This is a genomic window from Enterovirga rhinocerotis (assembly GCF_004363955.1).
Classification (GTDB): domain Bacteria; phylum Pseudomonadota; class Alphaproteobacteria; order Rhizobiales; family Beijerinckiaceae; genus Enterovirga; species Enterovirga rhinocerotis.
Map to the genome: position 1 here is coordinate 253,377 of NZ_SNZR01000014.1, position 16,815 is coordinate 270,191.

General features: G+C 67.4%; 18 protein-coding genes. 8 read left to right on the forward strand and 10 right to left on the reverse strand.

What is annotated here, in order from left to right; translation table 11 throughout:
• The first annotated feature begins 69 nt into the window (after nucleotides 1-69).
• The 3 genes from EV668_RS17905 to EV668_RS17915 all read left to right on the forward strand — a co-directional run bounded on the left by EV668_RS17905 (nucleotide 70) and on the right by EV668_RS17915 (nucleotide 3,493).
• Nucleotides 70-585 carry a hypothetical protein gene (locus tag EV668_RS17905; protein ID WP_133772601.1) on the forward strand — a complete coding sequence of 172 codons (516 nt, stop codon included), beginning with the start codon at nucleotides 70-72 and terminating at the stop codon, nucleotides 583-585.
• Nucleotides 585-1,949 (forward strand): tyrosine-type recombinase/integrase, encoded by a 1,365-nt coding sequence (locus tag EV668_RS17910; RefSeq protein WP_133772603.1) that lies wholly within the window; start codon nucleotides 585-587, stop codon nucleotides 1,947-1,949. Before EV668_RS17905 ends, EV668_RS17910 begins: the two co-directional genes overlap by 1 nt.
• Before the next feature lie 332 nt (nucleotides 1,950-2,281).
• On the forward strand, nucleotides 2,282-3,493 hold the full coding sequence (locus tag EV668_RS17915; protein ID WP_133772605.1) for a GGDEF domain-containing protein: 1,212 nt from the start codon (nucleotides 2,282-2,284) through the stop codon (nucleotides 3,491-3,493).
• Between the two features lie 81 nt (nucleotides 3,494-3,574).
• Here EV668_RS17915 and EV668_RS17920 read toward each other — a convergent pair whose 3' ends face one another.
• From EV668_RS17920 to EV668_RS17930, 3 genes are read right to left on the reverse strand one after another with little or no spacing between them, the layout of a single operon-like run.
• Complete coding sequence (locus tag EV668_RS17920; protein ID WP_133772607.1) at nucleotides 3,575-3,796, reverse strand: DUF6894 family protein; 222 nt, start codon at nucleotides 3,794-3,796, stop codon at nucleotides 3,575-3,577.
• Between the two features lies 1 nt (nucleotide 3,797).
• Nucleotides 3,798-4,100: a 30S ribosomal protein S21 gene (gene rpsU / locus EV668_RS17925; RefSeq protein ID WP_133772609.1), complete on the reverse strand. Its 303-nt coding sequence runs from the start codon at nucleotides 4,098-4,100 to the stop codon at nucleotides 3,798-3,800.
• Between the two features lie 5 nt (nucleotides 4,101-4,105).
• Entirely contained in the window at nucleotides 4,106-4,318 is a 213-nt protein-coding gene (locus tag EV668_RS17930; RefSeq protein WP_133772990.1) for a cold-shock protein, read from the reverse strand.
• A 409-nt stretch (nucleotides 4,319-4,727) separates the two neighbouring features.
• Between EV668_RS17930 and EV668_RS17935 the strand changes: the two genes are divergently transcribed.
• Nucleotides 4,728-4,994 (forward strand): DUF2798 domain-containing protein, encoded by a 267-nt coding sequence (locus EV668_RS17935; protein WP_133772611.1) that lies wholly within the window; start codon nucleotides 4,728-4,730, stop codon nucleotides 4,992-4,994.
• A 45-nt stretch (nucleotides 4,995-5,039) separates the two neighbouring features.
• On the opposite strand, the gene rpoD is transcribed toward EV668_RS17935, so the two are convergent.
• On the reverse strand, nucleotides 5,040-7,010 hold the full coding sequence (gene rpoD / locus EV668_RS17940) for an RNA polymerase sigma factor RpoD (RefSeq protein WP_133772613.1): 1,971 nt from the start codon (nucleotides 7,008-7,010) through the stop codon (nucleotides 5,040-5,042).
• A 209-nt stretch (nucleotides 7,011-7,219) separates the two neighbouring features.
• On the reverse strand, nucleotides 7,220-9,091 hold the full coding sequence (dnaG, locus tag EV668_RS17945; protein ID WP_133772615.1) for a DNA primase: 1,872 nt from the start codon (nucleotides 9,089-9,091) through the stop codon (nucleotides 7,220-7,222).
• 64 nt (nucleotides 9,092-9,155) lie between these two features.
• Between dnaG and EV668_RS17950 the strand changes: the two genes are divergently transcribed.
• From EV668_RS17950 to EV668_RS17965, 4 genes are all read left to right on the forward strand, one after another.
• Entirely contained in the window at nucleotides 9,156-9,539 is a 384-nt protein-coding gene (locus EV668_RS17950) for a hypothetical protein (RefSeq protein ID WP_133772617.1), read from the forward strand.
• A 75-nt stretch (nucleotides 9,540-9,614) separates the two neighbouring features.
• On the forward strand, nucleotides 9,615-10,805 hold the full coding sequence (locus EV668_RS17955; RefSeq protein WP_133772619.1) for an amidase: 1,191 nt from the start codon (nucleotides 9,615-9,617) through the stop codon (nucleotides 10,803-10,805).
• 16 nt (nucleotides 10,806-10,821) lie between these two features.
• Entirely contained in the window at nucleotides 10,822-11,712 is an 891-nt protein-coding gene (locus EV668_RS17960) for an SMP-30/gluconolactonase/LRE family protein (RefSeq protein ID WP_133772621.1), read from the forward strand.
• Between the two features lie 143 nt (nucleotides 11,713-11,855).
• Nucleotides 11,856-12,050: a hypothetical protein gene (locus tag EV668_RS17965; protein WP_133772623.1), complete on the forward strand. Its 195-nt coding sequence runs from the start codon at nucleotides 11,856-11,858 to the stop codon at nucleotides 12,048-12,050.
• A 32-nt stretch (nucleotides 12,051-12,082) separates the two neighbouring features.
• On the opposite strand, the gene EV668_RS17970 is transcribed toward EV668_RS17965, so the two are convergent.
• The 5 genes from EV668_RS17970 to EV668_RS17990 form a co-directional block, all read right to left on the reverse strand.
• Entirely contained in the window at nucleotides 12,083-12,790 is a 708-nt protein-coding gene (locus tag EV668_RS17970) for an ABC transporter ATP-binding protein (RefSeq protein ID WP_245513291.1), read from the reverse strand.
• Nucleotides 12,780-13,511: an ABC transporter ATP-binding protein gene (locus EV668_RS17975; protein WP_133772625.1), complete on the reverse strand. Its 732-nt coding sequence runs from the start codon at nucleotides 13,509-13,511 to the stop codon at nucleotides 12,780-12,782. The genes EV668_RS17970 and EV668_RS17975 overlap by 11 nt, the downstream gene beginning before the upstream one ends.
• Nucleotides 13,508-14,521, reverse strand: a complete 1,014-nt coding sequence (locus EV668_RS17980) for a branched-chain amino acid ABC transporter permease (protein ID WP_133772627.1) — start codon at nucleotides 14,519-14,521, stop codon at nucleotides 13,508-13,510. Before EV668_RS17980 ends, EV668_RS17975 begins: the two co-directional genes overlap by 4 nt.
• Nucleotides 14,521-15,405, reverse strand: coding sequence for a branched-chain amino acid ABC transporter permease (locus EV668_RS17985; RefSeq protein WP_133772629.1), 885 nt, complete (start codon nucleotides 15,403-15,405; stop codon nucleotides 14,521-14,523). Before EV668_RS17985 ends, EV668_RS17980 begins: the two co-directional genes overlap by 1 nt.
• A 156-nt stretch (nucleotides 15,406-15,561) precedes the next feature.
• Nucleotides 15,562-16,815: an ABC transporter substrate-binding protein gene (locus EV668_RS17990; protein ID WP_133772631.1), complete on the reverse strand. Its 1,254-nt coding sequence runs from the start codon at nucleotides 16,813-16,815 to the stop codon at nucleotides 15,562-15,564.

A 16,815-nucleotide genomic window follows, 5' to 3' on the forward strand; every position in this document is an offset into this window, starting at 1 on the left:
GGTCGTCGCAAGCGTAATCTTGATCTTCGTGCGGCAGCCCCGTACGGAAGGCCGGGGGCACGGAATTGCATGGCGACCTACGGAGAGGTTGAGACGGTTCTGGCGGCGCTCCACGATATGGACGCCGAGAGGCAGACGAGTGCTTTTCGCGCTCGGCTGAAGCATTTCAAGAGGCTGGGGCTCCCCCTTGGCTTAACGCCCGGCAAGGGCAAGCGCATTGACTACGGCTCTGACGAGATCCTTCAGCTCGCGTTCGCCCTTGAGCTTACCCAGGTTGGGGTTGACCCCGCCTTTATAACCGAGGCCGTTCGCTTCTATTGGTCACGAATCAAGTTTAGCTTTGATTACGCCGATGCCTTGACCAGGAAAGAAGAGGAAAATGGCGACGTATATTTTGTAATACCGGTCGCAATGATGAGTAAGCCGTGGTCGAAGGATAATGGAATGGTGATTACAACCGTTCCAGCCTCTCGATTGATTGAATTCTTGGGGAGGGGTGTCACACGCTGTGTCTTGATCAACGTTTCCGATTTCATTCGGCGGCTTTTGCGTTGCTACAATGATATTGTGAAAGGGGACCTCTGATGGCGAGCGTGCGCAAGAGGGTGCTCCCGAGCGGGAAACAGGTGTGGCTCGCCGCCTATGTCGACGGCGCGGGAGCGAGGCGGTTCAAGCAGTTCGCGACACGGAAGGAGGCGGATGCCTTCCTGTTGCGGGCTCGTTCAGAGGTGGCAGCCGGCAGCCACGTGCCCGATCGAGAGGCCAGCACGGTCCAGGCCGCCTACGATGCGTTGATCAAGACGCTCGAGGCCGACGGGGCGGCGCGCGCGACGATCCACAACTACGTCGTCTATTACCGCGGGCATGTCCGGCCGTTCCTCGCCAAGAAGCTCCTCCCGAAGATACAGCCGGCCGATGTTGGCGACTGGCTTGCGACGCTGAAGTCTGAGGGTAGGACCGACGACACATGCCGGCGCGCCAAGGTCGTGCTCGGGGTGATCTATGACGAGGCGATTCGTCGGCGCATGGCGCACGTAAACCCGGTTCGTTCGCTGCGGTCGCGGCGGAAGGTCCGCCGGGTCGAGATCGCCGAGGCAGAGGAGAAGGTGCGGATCCCCGAGCGGGACGTTGTGCGAGAGATTCTCGCTGCCGCCGCCGACATCCAGACCACCTACCTGATCGCGCGCGATAGCGAGGACCGCATCGTTGCCGTGAAGCGGGTCATGTCGGACAAGCCCATCGTGGCGAGGCGCGCATTCGCGGCCGAACACCCCGGCATGACCACAGAGCGGTATCGGCCCGCAGAGTGGTTTCGGCCTCTGCTGGCCACCATGGCCTTCGCTGGCCTTCGAATCGGAGAAGCGCGCGGACTCGCATGGCGGAGGGTGAAGGCAGACAGCATCGCCGTGCGCGAGGCCGTCGACCGCTACAACGAGCGCGGCCCGGTAAAGACGGCCGCCGCGCTGCGCGACGTCCCCATCGGGCCGCTCCTCAACGGTATGCTCGGCAACTGGCGTGCGGCTTCGGCCAAGGTCGACGCCGAGGGACAGCCGATCGAGCCCGCCACCGATGCCCTTGTGTTCCCATCGGAGGTGGGCACGCCTCTGAGCTACAGGAACGTGATGCAGCGCCAGCTTGGCCCGATCCAGGCGGTGCTCGGCATGGTCGACGACAAGGGTGCGCCGCTATGGTCCGCGCACGCCTTTCGACACTTCGCCGTATCGCTCTGGATCGCCGAGGGGGCGAGCTTGAAGCAGGTCTCAGTCTGGGCTGGACACGAATCGCCGGAGTTCTCGATGCGTGTCTATGGGCACTTGTTCGCTTCCGGACGCAGCGATAGGAAGGCAGTTACGGCGGCCGAGCGATCGGTTCTCGGTGATGCCTCGGCAACACCTGAGCAACACGAGCATGAAGGGGCGACGAATGTCGAAGTACTATCAGTGCGATAGGGTTTCGCCGCGACACCCTTCTAAGCGGCAGGTCCCTGGTTCGAGCCCAGGCGGGGTCGCCAATGATTTCAATCAGTTAGGTGGCAGCGGCGTTGAGCATGACGACAACGCGCCGGCTGGCCGTTCCGACAAACGGCCCGCTTGGTCGGCGCGGCGCTGCATCGGTCTTCGCAGTCTTGCGTCATTCGCGATTTTATCTGTGCAGGACGATGGCGCGCCAAGTCCTTCCGGAATCGCCATCGTGGCGGAATCTACGCGGATTGCTTAAAGCTTCCGAAACGTCAGCTCAGCCATAGCCTGCGCGTCTGTCGCCCTTCCTTCCAGAGACTGCCATGCACCTGGATTACCATACGCTGCTGGCAGCATTCTTCTTGTCCGGGTGCGGACTGGCAAGCGCCTTCCTGGTGAGCTGGCTCGTCTCCCGGAAGGAACGGTTTCTGGTCATCTGGACGTTCGGCGTGCTGCTGATGGCGCTCGGTGCGCTCGTCTACGGCTGGTACGCGAAGACCATGTCGCCGGTGATCGGGGCGGCCGGATACACGGCCCTTCTGACCGGCCTCGCCTTCGTCTTCGGGGCCGCTTGCGAGTTCCGCACGGGTATCCTCCCGTGGCGGCGCGTGGCTGCGTTCGCGATCGTGCCCTCCATCGCCATGGCCGTTCCCATGCTGGCAGGCCAGAACGGCATCTCCATGATCCTGCTCAATCTCGCCGCGCCCGTGATCCTGTTCATGACGGCGCGGGAGCATTGGCTCGGACGCGCCGAAGCGCGGGCGGCGATGGCGCTGCTGACGGGGCTCTACATCGTCACGGGCCTCTCGTTCGTGCCCTGCGCGCTTCTGCTGCTGCAGGCCGGCGAATGGCGCTTGCCGCAAGCGCCGTCGAACTGGGCGGAGGATGTCAATCTCGGCATCTGCCTGATCACGCTCGCCGGCATCGGCGCGCTGTCCCTGGCGCTCAATCAGGCGCGGCTGGCGCGCGGCCACAAGCGCGACGCCGAGACCGACGCGCTGACCGGCCTGCTCAACCGGCGCGCGCTGCTCGACCATATCGCCCATGGCGCGGAGGGGCCGGCCTCGCTCATCATCTTCGACATCGATCGGTTCAAGGCGATCAACGACGTTCACGGCCATCCGGCCGGCGACGAGGTGCTGAGGACGTTCGGGGAAATCCTGCTGCTGTCCGGCAGGTCGGGCCTCGCGGCGCGGCTCGGTGGCGAGGAATTCGCGCTATTGGTTCCCGGCGCATCGCTCGTCTCGGCGGCCATGCTCGCCGATGGGGTGCGCATGCGGCTCGCGAAGCGCCATTTCAGCGGGAACGGGTGCGCGTTCAGCAGCACGGTGAGCGCCGGTGTTTCGCAATCCGATGCAGCGGTGAGCAATTTCGACACGATGCTGAGCGATGCCGACAACGCGCTCTATGCAGCCAAGCGCAACGGCCGCAACCGGATCGCGGTGAGTTCGGACAGCACCGAGTTCCTGACCCAGTTCCGCTCTCCCGACGGCCATCGCGGCCCCATCGATCTCGTGAGGCTCAAGACCGGGTAGGATGATCGATCGGCCGTGCGTCCTGCCGGCCGACCTCTCGGCGGCCTGCAGGAAGCAGGCCCCTTCTTCCTCGATCCGTGATCAGCCCGTCACGGCGACCCGGGTCACCAGTTCGCCGCCCGTATCGGTGACCTCGACCGTGAGATTGCCGAGATCGGATTCCGGCAAGCCGAGATCCTGCCGGAGCTTGCGCGCCAGATAGACGGCGCAGGCGTCCAGATCGGCACTCGCCGGCAGATCGATCCCCTCCTGGTCGGGAATGAGACGGTCGCCGGAACGGATCGAGAAGAAGTACCGGGCCATCTCAGACGGCCTGGCTCGCCTCGGGGGAGGGGGACGACGACGGTCCCGGAGGCCTGGGGCGGCCACGGCCGGCAACGGGAAGCTTCCGCTTCGGCGCCGCGATGAGGCCTTCCTTGATCGCCTGCTTCCGCGCCAGCTTCCGGGCCCGACGGATGGCATCGGCGCGCTCGCGCACCCGCCTCTCCGAGGGCTTCTCGTAGGCCTTGCGCTTCTTCATCTCGCGGAAGACGCCCTCGCGCTGAAGCTTCCGCTTCAGCGCGCGCAGCGCCTGGTCGACGTTATTGTCGCGGACGAGGACCTGCATTCCGCTCAGCTCGCGACCTTGAGATCGCCGGCCGATTGCTTGCCGCTGCGCCGATCGGTCTCGATCTCGTAGGAAATCTTCTGGCCCTCACGGAGGCCGGCAAGGCCCGCACGCTCGACGGCGCTGATGTGGACGAACACATCCTTGCTGCCGTCATCGGGCTGCACGAACCCGTAACCCTTCGTCTCGTTGAACCACTTTACGGTGCCAGCCGGCATGATGTCTCCGCGATATCTCGTGTAACTGCAGGCCGCGCGGGTGCGCGTCCGCTCCTGATCGAAATTGAATGAAGGCTGAAACGAGACCCCGGCAGGAGCGGCGAACCAGAAATCAGGGTCAAGGTCGATATGCCAGCTTACGCCATTGAGCCGATCTCCGCAAACCCGCCGGATCGGGCGGTGAAATGCTCGCCCGCGAGCGGCGATCCCTGACGCAATCCGAGAGATGGCGACGATCAAGATCTGCCTGGTGCGCATGGCGCGAGCGCGTCCGGCCGCTTGGTATGCATTTCGCTTTTCGGTAGGGCGGGATGTCGTCGCCGACACGGCCGCAAAGGTCTTGCGTCGGCCATCGCATCATGACGATCCCGCATCGGTCGCGACGGTCCCGATCCTAAGAGACGCCAGCATGTCCCTTCATCGTCCCGGCCGCGGACGGCGCCGCCTGCCATCGCATTACGCGCCGATCCTCCTGCCGCTCATTCTGTCGTTGATGATGTCCTGCATCGTCTCCGCCGTTGCGACGCTGCGGACCCTCGGGTTCTCGCCCGACTTTTTCGCGCTGTGGCCGGGAGCCTGGGCGCTGTCCTGGATCGTCGCCTTCCCGACCTTGCTCATCCTGTTGCCGCTCGCGCGGCGCATCGTCGGGCTCCTGATCGATCCGCCGCCCGCCTGACGGAGGGCGGCCGCCGCCCTGCCGACGGGGCCGGCGGCGTCCCGATCAATTGTCCAGGAAGCTCCGCAGCTTCCGGCTCCGGCTCGGATGCTTCAGCTTGCGCAAGGCCTTGGCCTCGATCTGCCGGATGCGTTCGCGCGTCACCGAGAATTGCTGGCCGACCTCCTCGAGCGTGTGGTCGGTGTTCATGCCGATCCCGAATCGCATGCGCAGGACGCGCTCCTCGCGCGGCGTGAGCGAGGCGAGGACGCGGGTCGTCGTCTCGCGCAGATTCGACTGGATCGCGGCGTCGATCGGCAGGATCGCGTTCTTGTCCTCGATGAAGTCGCCGAGATGCGAATCCTCCTCGTCGCCGATCGGCGTCTCGAGCGAGATCGGCTCCTTGGCGATCTTGAGGACCTTGCGCACCTTCTCGAGCGGCATGGCGAGCTTCTCGGCCAGCTCCTCGGGGGTGGGCTCGCGGCCGATCTCGTGAAGCATCTGGCGCGAGGTGCGCACGATCTTGTTGATCGTCTCGATCATGTGGACCGGGATGCGGATGGTCCTGGCCTGGTCGGCGATCGAGCGCGTGATCGCCTGCCGGATCCACCAGGTCGCATAGGTCGAGAACTTGTAGCCGCGCCGGTACTCGAACTTATCGACCGCCTTCATGAGGCCGATATTGCCCTCCTGGATCAGGTCCAGGAACTGCAGGCCGCGGTTCGTGTACTTCTTGGCGATCGAGATCACGAGGCGCAGGTTCGCCTCGATCATCTCCTTCTTGGCCTGACGGGCTTCGCGCTCGCCCTTCTGGACCATGTGGACGATCTTGCGGAATTCCTGGATCTCGAGGCCGGTCTCGCTGGCGAGATTGTGGATCTGCTCGCGCAGCTCGTGGATCCCGGTCTTGCCGTTGGCCACGAATTCCCGCCAGCCCTTGCCGCCGAGCTTGGACACGCGCAGCACCCATTTCGGGTCGAGTTCGGCGCCCTGGTAGTGCTGCAGGAACTGGTCGCGCGGCACGCCGTGGCTCTCGGCGAGCCGCATCAGCCGGCCCTCATGCGAGATGAGCCGCTTGTTGATGTCATAGAGCTGCTCGACCAGCGCCTCGATGCGGTTGCCGTTGAGCGAGAGGGACTTCACGTCGGTGATGACGTCGTCCTTCAGCTTCTTGTGCTTGCGCTCCTGGGCGGGCGTGAGCTGCTTGTTCTGGAGCTTCAGCTCGACATGCTCGACCTGGAGGCGGCGCAGCTTCTTGTAGTTGTCGGCGATGGCGTTGAACGTCTCGAGCACGCGCGGCTTGATCTCGGCCTCCATGGCCGAGAGCGAGACGTTGTTCTCGAGATCCTCGTCGTCGGATTCGGCCTCGGGCTGGCCTTCGGCCGTCTCGCCCTCCTCGGCGCCCTCGGCGGGCGCGTTCTTGCCGTCCGGGCCGGCATAGGTCGCTTCGAGGTCGATGATGTCGCGCAGGAGGACGCGGCCCTCCTCGAGCTCGTCGCGCCAGATGATGATCGCCTGGAAGGTGAGCGGGCTCTCGCAGAGCCCCGCGATCATGGCTTCCCGGCCGGCCTCGATGCGCTTCGCGATGGCGATCTCGCCCTCGCGCGAGAGCAGCTCGACCGAACCCATCTCGCGCAGATACATGCGCACGGGATCGTCGGTGCGGTCCGCCGTCTCCTTGACGGGAGCCTCGGGGCGCAGCGCGACGGCGCGGGCGGGAGAAACCTCGGCGACCTCGGTCGATTCGGATTCCTCCTCCTCGTCCTTCTCCTCCTTCTGGCCCTCCTCGGCCTCCTCGGACTCGACGACATTGATGCCCATCTCGCTGAGATTGGACATGATGTCCTCGATCTTGTCCGGATCGGTCTGCCCCTCGGGCAGGACCTCGTGGAGCTCGTCCAGGGTCACGTAGCCGCGCTTCTTGGCGGCGCGAATCATCCGACGGACGCCCTGATCGGTCAGATCGAGCAGTGGGCCGTCGCTGCCGGCCTCAGCCACAGTCTCGGTATCCTCACGTTCCGTCGTCTTGGTCGCCATGTCATGCCTTCTCGAACGACGCCCCGGCGCGCGCTTCCGGCCTTCGACGCCCTGAATACGCGCGGGGCAGCCAAGCCCTGCGGCTTGCCACCCTGCTCCAGCCCAGCCCTTAGACGGCGATCGCGTTGATCAACCGTTAACCATGCTCCGCCGTCTCGGACCGGCGCCGCCCGGTCGATACGATCCTCTGCCGATCCGCCTTCGCCGATCTAGTTCCGTCCCGGCTCGGCCTCCGTGCCGTCGAGCGAGGTCAGCTCTGCGCTGACCTCCTGAAGCCAGCTCAGAGTCGCTTCACTCTGATCGTCTGCGAAAGCACGCTCGGCAGCGCGCTTCTCGCTATGTAGCGTTCGCGCCCTTCTTTGCAAGACCAGGGCCTGTCGAACGGCCTCTTCCAGCCGCCGCGTATCGGCCGCAGGCTCCAGCATCCAGCGGTCCCCGGGGCGGACTCGGGTGCGCAGGCGATCGAGCGCGGGCCGGAGACCGGCCCTGTCGGCGCGGGCCTCGATGATCTCGGGCTCGGCCGGCTCGCCATGGAGAACCGATTCGACGAGCAGGTTGCACAGGGCGCGCGCATCGGGATCGACCATGTCGAGCGTGGCGATCGAATCGGCCTCCCCGTGCAGGATGTCGGGATGGGCGATGAGCGCTGCCGCGATCAGGGCCTCGCGCGCGGAGGAGGCCCCGGCCCGGTCCGCGAAACGGGCGATGGCCGGCCCCACCTGTCCGATCGGACGCGAGAGATAGCCGGTGCTCGTGCCCGGGGGCTGCCAGGTCTGGCCCCCGCCGCGGCGGCCGCCGCGCTCGAACCCGGCCGGGCGCCCCATCTGCCGGAGGCGGGCCTCGATCTCGTCGCGATAGAATCGCCTCAGGGTCTCGTCGCGGATCGTCGCGACGGCGTCACGCAGCCGCGCCGCGACGGCGGCCCGGCGCTCTGGCGTCTCGGCATTGGCCCCGTCCCATTCCCGCGCCCAGAGCATGTCGACGAGCGGCCTTGCGCCGGCGAGGACGGTGTCGAGCGCGGCCCGACCGCCGCTGCGGGCGAGGTCGTCCGGATCCTGGCCCTGCGGGAGAAGCGCGAAGCGCAGCGACTTTCCGGGGGCGAGATGCGGCAAAGCGAGGCCGACCGCCTTGGCCGCCGCCCGCTGGCCGGCCGCATCCCCGTCGAAGCACAGGATGGGTTCGTCGCTCATGCGCCAGAGGAGGCCGAGCTGGTCCTCCGTCAGCGCGGTGCCGAGCGGCGCGACGGCATGGCGAAGGCCGACCTGGGCGAGGGCGATGACGTCGACATAGCCCTCGACCGCGATCACCGTCCCGGCCTCGTGGGCCGCACCGCGCGCGCGGTGATGGTTGTAGAGCAGGCGGCCCTTGTGGAAGAGCGGCGTCTCCGGCGAGTTCAGGTACTTCGCCGGCACGTCCGCGCTCATCGCCCGCCCGCCGAACCCCACGATCTGGCCGCGCGAATCGGCGATGGGAAACATGATCCGGTCGCGGAAGCGGTCGTAGGGGACCGCGATGTCCTCGCCCGTGACGAGGAGCCCCGTTTCCGCCATGGCCTCCGCGCTGACGTCCTTGGCGGCGAGATGGTCGCGCAGGGCGAAGCGATCGGCGGGGGCATAGCCGATGCGGAAGGCCGCCTGAGTCTCCTCGCCGATGGCGCGGCGCTCGAGATAGTCCCGCGCCGCGCGGCCGATGCCGCGGTGCAGGTTCGCCTCGAAGAACGCGGCGGCGAGGTCCATCACCTCGTGCAGCGAGCGTCGGCGGACCTCCTGGGCGATCGCCTCGGGCGTCGCCTTGGGCAGAGGGACCCCCGCATCGGCGGCCAGGCGCTCGACCGCCTCGGGGAAGGTCAGCCCCTCCGTCTCCATCAGGAAGTTGAAGATGTCGCCGTCCTTGCCGGCGGAGAAATCGAAATAGCGCCCCTTCTGGTCGTTGGCGTAGAAGGAGGGCGTCTTCTCGGCATTGAAGGGCGAGAGCCCGCGCCATTCCCGGCCCGCCTTCTTCAGCCGCACCTTGCGGCCGACGACGCTCGAAACCGGGAGCCGGGCACGGATTTCGTCCAAGATGTGGGGCGGATAGCGCACGATCCTGCCTTACAGGCTCCCGAAGCAGCGGGGCGGCAGCCATGCCACCCCCGGAAAGAAGATGATGCTTTTCCCCATTCTGCCCGCTTTCCACAATGCGGCCCGTGCGCATCGGGCGGGATCGGCCGTCGTCGCCGTGCTGGCCGTGGCCGCCTGGCTGTCGGCTTGCGCGCCCTCCTACCCGCCGGTCGCCGAATCGGTGCGGGGCGACGCGGCCTTCAAGGCGCGGATCGCGAACGGCTTCCCGCCCGGCTCGCCCGCGGCGCGGCTGCGGGCGATGCTGGCGGCCGAGGGCTTCCGCCTGATCGAGGATCCCGCCGCGCGGCGCTTCTCGGCTCTCGAGCGGCCTGCGAACCTGCCCTGCTTCTCCTCGACCCGGATCGACTGGACCGAGGATGCGCGCGGACGGATCGTCCTGATCCAGGCGGCGCGCCAATCCTGCTCTTGACGGCGCCGCACCGTGGACTGACCCGGCCCGGTGCATGCTATACGGCGAACGGCCAAGCTTGAAAGGAGGCTCCGCATGCTGCTTCGAGATGATCCCGCGCGTGCCTTCATGCCGTATCCAGCCGTCGAGGTGCCGGGAGCGGCGTCCGGGCCGCTCGCCGGCCTGACCTTCGCGGCCAAGGATCTCTTCGACGTCGCCGGCTATCCGACCGGAGGCGGCTCCCCGGCCGTGCTCGCGCGCTCGGGCATCAAGACGCAGACGGCCCCGGCCGTGCAGCGGCTGCTCGATGCCGGTGCCCGCTTCGTCGGGAAGACCCATACCGACGAATTCGCCTTCTCGATGAACGGCAAGAACGCCCATTTCGGCACCCCCGTGAACGGCGGCGCGCCGGACCGCATTCCGGGCGGCTCGTCCTCGGGCTCGGCATCGGCCGTCTCGAACGGGCTCTGCGACACGGCGCTCGGGACCGATACCGGCGGCTCGGTTCGCGCCCCGGCGAGCCATTGCGGCCTGTTCGGCCTGCGGCCCAGCCATGGCCGGATCAGCCTCGAAGGCTGCCTCGACCTTGCGCCGTCCTTCGATACCTGCGGCTTCTTCGCCCGCAGCGGCGACGTGTTCGAACGGGTCGCCGCCGTGATGCTGGGCGAGGATTCCGCCCCTCTGCCGGAGCAGCCGCGCCTGGTGCTTGCGGCCGATGCCTTCGCGATGCTCGACACCGAGGTCCGGGCGGTGCTGGCACCGCTGGTCCAGGGGATCGAAGCGCAACTCGGCGCGGCGCAGATGGTCGACGCGGCCGGACCGTCGGGGTTCGAGCCGCTCTACTGGGCGTTCCGCTATCTGCAGGGGCGCGAGGCCTGGCTCGCGGATGGCGACGTCATCTCGACCCATCGCATGCCGCTCGGTCCGGGCGTCGCCGAGCGCTTCGCCTTCTCGCGCACGGTGAGCGATGCGCAGGTCGAGAGCGCGGATGGCTGCAGGGCCGATTTCCGCGAGCGCTTCCGCACGATCGTGCCCGAGGGCACGGTGATGGTGCTGCCGACCGTTCCCGACGTCGCTCCGCTCCTGACGGATGACGAATCCACGCTCGAGAGCTACCGGAACCGCTCTCTCAACCTGCTCAGCCTGTCGGGTCTGTCCGGCGCGCCGCAGGTCTCGATGCCCGTCGCGGGCCGTCTCGGAGCGCCGTTCGGCTTGTCGCTGATCGGCCCGGTCGGCTCCGATCTCGGGCTGGTCCGGCTGGCGGCGCGTCTCGCCGCCAATCTCTGATCGTGGGAGGGCGGGCATGAGCGTCGAGGTCTTTCCGCTGAGAGCCGAGGTCGCCGTCCCCTGCGGCTGCGTCCTCGGAGAAGGCGCGATCTGGGACCAGCGGACCGGCACCCTGTTCTGGGTCGACATCAACGAAGGGGCCCTGTGGTCGTGGCGGCCGCAGGGCGGCGAGGAGGCCGTCTCGCGGCCCCTCGGCGAGCGGGTCGGCTTCGTCCTCCTGACGCCCGATCCGGACGTGGTCATGCTCGGGCTCAAGAGCGGCCTCGCGCGCTTCGACCTCTCCTCGGGCACGAGGACCGCGCTCCTCAGCCCGGAGAGCGATCTTCCCGGCAACCGCCTCAACGACGGGACCGCCGCGCCGGACGGCTCGATCTATTTCGGCTCCCTGAACGAGAGCGACCGGCAGCCGAGCGGGCATTTCTACCATTGGACGGGCGAGCGGCTGTCGCGCTTCGGCGAAAGCACCGTCACCACGAACGGGCCCGCCGTGGATCCGGCGCGGGGGCGGCTCTATGCGACCGACACCTCACGCCGCCGGGTTTGCCATTATCCGATCGGGCAGGGCGGCTCGCTCGGCGAGCGCCGGGATTACGTGACCTTCGGGCCCGAGGACGGGCACCCGGACGGCATGGCGGTCGATGCCGAGGGCCATGTCTGGATCTGCCATTTCGGTGGCGGGCGGATCACCCGGTTCGATCCCGACGGGGAGCCCGTGCTGGTCGTCCCGATGCCGACTCCCCAGGTCACGAAGCTCGCCTTCGGCGGGCCCGATCTCGACACGATCTACGTCACGACGGCCGCGCGCGACCTCGACCGCGAGATCGATCCAATGGCGGGGCATGTGTTCAAGGTCGCGGCAGGAATTCGTGGCCTGCCGGCGCAGTTCTGCCGAGTCGGTCTCGGGTGACGGGTCCCTGCGCGGGAGTCGTCGTCATCCGGTCGAAAGAATCCTGAGTTGAAACAGGCGGTGACATCCACCTGAAATATTTTTTGAACCATTTGTCTTGGGGCGGCGTTAACAGATCCTATGGCCGCCCCGGGAGCTATTCCGTGCCCCATCTCGACGCCTCAGCGCTGACCTCGGACGACCCGAAAGGGCTCGAGTTCCTCGCCTGCGTCATCGAGGTGCCGCAGGATCACGCGAAGCCGAGCTGGATCGTGGCCGACCTGTCGCCTCGGAAGACCGCGCCGATTCGCCCGGCGCGGCGGCGCAAGGCGCCCGCTCACGCGGTCGAGCCTGCCTGAGGCTGCTCTCGCTCGCTTGACGGGCCGCGGACCTAGACGCCGAGATAGGCTTTCCGCACGTCGGTGTGATCGAGGATTTCCTGCGCGGAGCCGGTGATCACGACGCGGCCGGTCTGCAGCACATAGCCCCGATCGGCGATGGCGAGGACTTCGGACAGGCGCTGCTCGACGATGAGCACGGTCGTCCCGGCCTCTCGGATCGCGACGACGGCGTCGAAGATTTCGTCGACGAGCTTCGGCGCGATCCCCTGGGACGGCTCGTCCAGCATGAGGAGGCGAGGTCGCGTCATCAGGGCGCGCGAGATGGCTAGCATCTGCTGTTCGCCCCCCGACAGCGTCTCCGCCCTCTGGGGCAGGCGCTCTTCGAGCCGGGGGAAGAGCTTGAACACGCCCGTCAGCGGTTCCTCGCGGTCCGCCTTACCGCGGAAGAGGTAGGAGCCGAGCCGAAGATTGTCGCGCACCGACAGGCGCGGGAAGAGACGCCTGTTCTCCGGCACATAGGCGATGCCGGCCTTCGTGATGAGATGGCCGGGCTCCCCTTCGATCCGCCTGCCGTCGAACGTCACGGTCCCGGAGCGGGAGCGCTCGGCGCCGGCGATGGTCTTCAGCAGCGTCGATTTCCCCGCGCCGTTCGCGCCGGCCACGGCCACGATCTCGCCCGCCTTCACGTCGAGCGAGATGCCGTGGATCGCGACGAGGCCCTGATAGGCGGTCGTCAGGTCTCGGACCTCAAGAAGCACGGCGGCGGTCTCCCAGATAGGCCGAGATGACGCCGGGATCGGCCGCGACGTCCGCGGGCTTGCCATGGGCGAGTTCGCGCCCGAGATGCAGCACGAACGCCCGGTCGACGAGCGGCATCACGATTTCCATCACATGCTCGACCATGAGCACGGTGACGCCGGTCTCCCGGACCTTGCGGACGAGCTCGACCCCCTTCTGCGCTTCGGCCGGGGTCAGGCCCGTCATGACCTCGTCGAGGAGGAGCAGCTTCGGTTCCGTCGCGAGCGCGCGGGCGACTTCGAGGCGTCGCTTCTCGGGCGGCGTCAGGTCTCCGGCGGGTGAGGCGGCGCGGGGGGCGAGGCCGGCGAAATCCAGAACCTCGGCCGCCTTGCGCCGGGCCGCGGCGGCGTGCGGATGACGCACGAGAGCCCCAACGACCACGTTGTCGAGCACGCTCATCGAATCGAAGCTCTTGACCACCTGGAAGGTGCGTCCGATCCCCCGTCGGCAGCGGTCGGGGGCGGCGAGCGCGGTGACGTCCTCGCCCTCGAACAGGATGCGGCCGCTCGACGGCGGCAGCGCCCCGGCGATCAGGTTGAACAGGGTCGACTTGCCGGCGCCGTTCGGGCCGATCAGCCCGACGATCTCGCCGCGTCCGACCTCGAAGGAGACGTTGCTGACCGCCGCGAGCCCGCCGAAGCGGCGCGAGACGTCATCGACCTGGAGAAGCGGGGCGTTCATGCCTTGGGGGCCTTCCTGCGGCTGAACAGGCTCACGATGCCTTCGGGCCGGGCCAGCGCGACGACCATGACGAGGAGGCCGTAGACGATGAGATCGATGCCCCGTCCGGTGCCGCCGAGATAGGAGCTCGTCGTCTCCATCAGCGGGATCAGGATGACCGCGCCGACGACCGGGCCCCAGAGCGTGCCGATCCCCCCGAGCACGGCCGGGAGCGCCATCAGCAGCGAGAACTTGAAGGCCATGACGCTGTCGGGATCGATGTACTGCACGAAACAGGCGTAGAACGCGCCGCCGACGGCGGTGAAGAAGGCCGAGACGGCGGCGGCGGCCATCTTGGACTTGAAGATCTTGACGCCGAGGCTCTCGGCCGCGTCCGCGTTGTCCTTCACGGCCCGCCACCAATAACCCCAGCGCGACCCCTCGATGGCGAAGGTGACGAGCCAGGTCGCGGCGAAGAGGCCGAGCGCGAAGTAGATGTAGGGCAGCTTGTCCCGGCCGAACTGGAAGGTCAGCCAGCTATCCGGCACGAAGGGCCATTGGATGCCCGTCGCGGCGCCGGCCCAGTCCCAGTTATGGACGAGGAGCAGGCCCGCTTCCGCGATCACGATCGTCGCGATGGCGAAGTAGTGCCCGGCCAGGCGGAAGAGCTGATAGCCGAGGACGAGTGCGATGGCGGCGGCGATGACACCGCCGACGATCATGCCGAACCAGGGGATGACGCCGAACTTCGTGTAGAGCAGGGACGTCGCGTAGGCGCCGGTGCCGAAATAGAGCGCGTGGCCGAGCGAGATCTGGCCGCAATAGCCGCCGAGGATGTTCCAGCTCTGCGAGAGCGCCGCGTACATCAGCGTCAGGACGATGACGTTCTGGGCGTAGACGTCCTTGACGAGATGGGGGAGCACGGCGAAGGCGGCGAGCAGGATCGCGAAGGCGATCAACTCACGGCGGCGGCGCCCGTCATGGGCGGCGGTCGTCGCCGCGAGCGGAGCGGAGAGCGCTTGGCTGGCCATCAGAGCGATCCGAACAGGCCCTTGGGCCGGATGAAGAGCACCCCGAGATACAGGGCGTAGATGCCGACCGACTTGAGGGCCGGCGGCAGGATGGTGGCCGTGAGAGCCTCGGCGAGCCCCACCATGATGCCCGCGACGAGGGCTCCGAAGACCGAGCCGAACCCGCCGAGCGCGACGGTGACGTAGGCGATGAGCGCGAAGGGCGCCGCGACGTCGGGGTGGATGTAGTAGAAGATCGCGAGGATGGCGCCCGCGAGCCCGACGAGCGAGGCGCCGAGCCCCCAGCCCAGCGTGAAGACGCGGTTCTTGTCGATGCCGACCAGCGCCACCGCCCCGGCATCCTCGCGCGTCGCCTCGAGCGCCTTGCCGAAATCGGTGCGGGTGATGAGCAGCCACAGCCCGACGAAGGCGAGGACCGAGATCCCCGCGCCGACGAGCTGCGGCAGGGGCAGGAAGACGCCGCCCAGCTCGATCGTCTTGCCGCCGAGGAGGTTCCGTTCGGCGGGGACGTTCCGGTAGTCGGAGGTGAACAGGAACTGCGACACGCCCCGGATCAGCACGGCGAGGCCGAAGGTCGCGAAGATCTGCACCATGCCGATATTGGCCTTGGCGCGCATGGCGTGCTGCACGACGCCGAGATAGGCCGTCGCGCCGACGACGAAGAGCGCGGCGACGGCGAGCGGCATGGCCATCAGGGGATCGATGCCGATGATGACGACGGCGCCGAAGACGGCGTACATCGCGAGCATCATGAACTCGCCATGGGCGAAGTTCACGACGTCCATCAGCCCGAAGATGAGCGAGAGCCCGACGGCGATCAGCGCGTAGATCAGGCCCATGAGCAGGCCCGAGGCGACGATCTGAAGGAAGATTTGAGCGGTCATGTCACCTTCCGCCTGCCTCTCCGCCAAGCCGGACGAGGTCGAGCCGTGCCGCTGCGCATGCGAGCCGCGGCACGGGGGCAGCGGGCGAGCCTTCCGGCCCGCCGCTGCGCGATCATCGAACGGCGCCGTCTCATTCGAGCCCGGCGCCGGCCGTCTTCAGGATTTCGACATCGGCCAGACGGCTTCCGCGACGGCGGCCTGTTCGGGGAAGATCGTCAGGAACTTGCCGCCGGTATATTGGAGGAGAACCGGATCGGCGTCGTTGTTCTGCCCGGTCTCGGCGTAGCCCACCTTCTTCCACGGCATGATGGTCTTCTCGCCGGGGATGTTGGTGGTCGCCAGGGCTTCGCGGATCTTCGCGCCGTCGGTCGACTTGGCGCGATCGATCGCCTCGGCGAGAAGCAGCAGCGCCATGAATTCGCGCGCCGTGTTGTCGTTCAGGTCCCGGCCCGACTTCGCCTTGAACATCTCGTTGACCTTGCCGACGGTCGGCCGCTTCCGGGCGAGGTCGAGCGAGAACGAGCCGCGGGTGATGTAGTTCTCGACCTGCTTGCCGACGGCGTCGACGAAGGTCTGCTCGGAGAAGCCCGCCGCCTGGGCGAGGATCGCCTTGGGCTTGTAGCCGAGTTCGCCCATCGTTTTGACGAGGAGGATGCTGTCGGTGGTGTAGCTGGACGGCAGCAGCACGTCGGCATTGGCCGCCTTGAGCTGCTGCACCTCGGCCGTGAGCGAGGGCGAGTTGGCGCGGTATTTGATGTCGGCGACGAGCTTGTAGCCGCGCTCGCCGGCGAGCTTGCGCTGCACGTTCGAGGAATCCGTGCCGAAGATCGTGTCCTCGTAGAAGAGCGCGAGCGTCTCGACCTTCTGCCCCTTCTTCTTCAGGGAATCGAGGAAGTCGAACATGATGGCCGAGAACATCTCGTCATGCGCGGCCGCGCGGAAGAAGTATTTCAGGCCGCGGCGATGCAGGCTCGGCGAAGAGTTGTCGGCGGACAGGAAGGGCACGCCGTAGCGTTCGGCCGTCTGGCTGACCGTCGCCGCGACGGCGCTCTGGTAGGTGCCGACGAGGGCCGTGACCTTTTCCTGCGTGATGAGGCGCTCGGCCTCGGCGCGGCCCTTCTGCGGGTCGCCCTGATGGTCGGCGTAGATGACGCGGATCTTGGCGCCGCCGAGCCCGGGAAGACCGGGCTCCTTGCCGAGCGGAAGGTCGAGCTCCGGATGGGCGTTGTTGATGATGTCGACGGCCGTCTCGAAGGCCGTCTTGGCGTCGTTGCCGATCTGGGCGCTGGCGCCCGAGAGGGGGTAGAGGGCCCCGATCTTGACCTCCTGCGGGGCCTGGGCACGGGCTCCGGTGGACAGGGCCGTCGCCAAGGCGGCGGCGCCTCCGGCGAATTCGCGACGTGACAGCAT

Bases quoted from the DNA above. Each gene is read 5' to 3' on its own strand.
- EV668_RS17905 (WP_133772601.1), top strand. From the start codon at position 70: ATGGCGACCTACGGAGAGGTTGAGACGGTTCTGGCGGCGCTCCACGAT.
- EV668_RS17910 (WP_133772603.1), top strand. From the start codon at position 585: ATGGCGAGCGTGCGCAAGAGGGTGCTCCCGAGCGGGAAACAGGTGTGG.
- EV668_RS17915 (WP_133772605.1), top strand. From the start codon at position 2,282: ATGCACCTGGATTACCATACGCTGCTGGCAGCATTCTTCTTGTCCGGG.
- EV668_RS17920 (WP_133772607.1), bottom strand. From the start codon at position 3,796: ATGGCCCGGTACTTCTTCTCGATCCGTTCCGGCGACCGTCTCATTCCC.
- rpsU (WP_133772609.1), bottom strand. From the start codon at position 4,100: ATGCAGGTCCTCGTCCGCGACAATAACGTCGACCAGGCGCTGCGCGCG.
- EV668_RS17930 (WP_133772990.1), bottom strand. From the start codon at position 4,318: ATGCCGGCTGGCACCGTAAAGTGGTTCAACGAGACGAAGGGTTACGGG.
- EV668_RS17935 (WP_133772611.1), top strand. From the start codon at position 4,728: ATGTCCCTTCATCGTCCCGGCCGCGGACGGCGCCGCCTGCCATCGCAT.
- rpoD (WP_133772613.1), bottom strand. From the start codon at position 7,010: ATGGCGACCAAGACGACGGAACGTGAGGATACCGAGACTGTGGCTGAG.
- EV668_RS17950 (WP_133772617.1), top strand. From the start codon at position 9,156: ATGCTTTTCCCCATTCTGCCCGCTTTCCACAATGCGGCCCGTGCGCAT.
- EV668_RS17955 (WP_133772619.1), top strand. From the start codon at position 9,615: ATGCTGCTTCGAGATGATCCCGCGCGTGCCTTCATGCCGTATCCAGCC.
- EV668_RS17960 (WP_133772621.1), top strand. From the start codon at position 10,822: ATGAGCGTCGAGGTCTTTCCGCTGAGAGCCGAGGTCGCCGTCCCCTGC.
- EV668_RS17975 (WP_133772625.1), bottom strand. From the start codon at position 13,511: ATGAACGCCCCGCTTCTCCAGGTCGATGACGTCTCGCGCCGCTTCGGC.
- EV668_RS17980 (WP_133772627.1), bottom strand. From the start codon at position 14,521: ATGGCCAGCCAAGCGCTCTCCGCTCCGCTCGCGGCGACGACCGCCGCC.
- EV668_RS17985 (WP_133772629.1), bottom strand. From the start codon at position 15,405: ATGACCGCTCAAATCTTCCTTCAGATCGTCGCCTCGGGCCTGCTCATG.
- EV668_RS17990 (WP_133772631.1), bottom strand. From the start codon at position 16,815: ATGCTGTCACGTCGCGAATTCGCCGGAGGCGCCGCCGCCTTGGCGACG.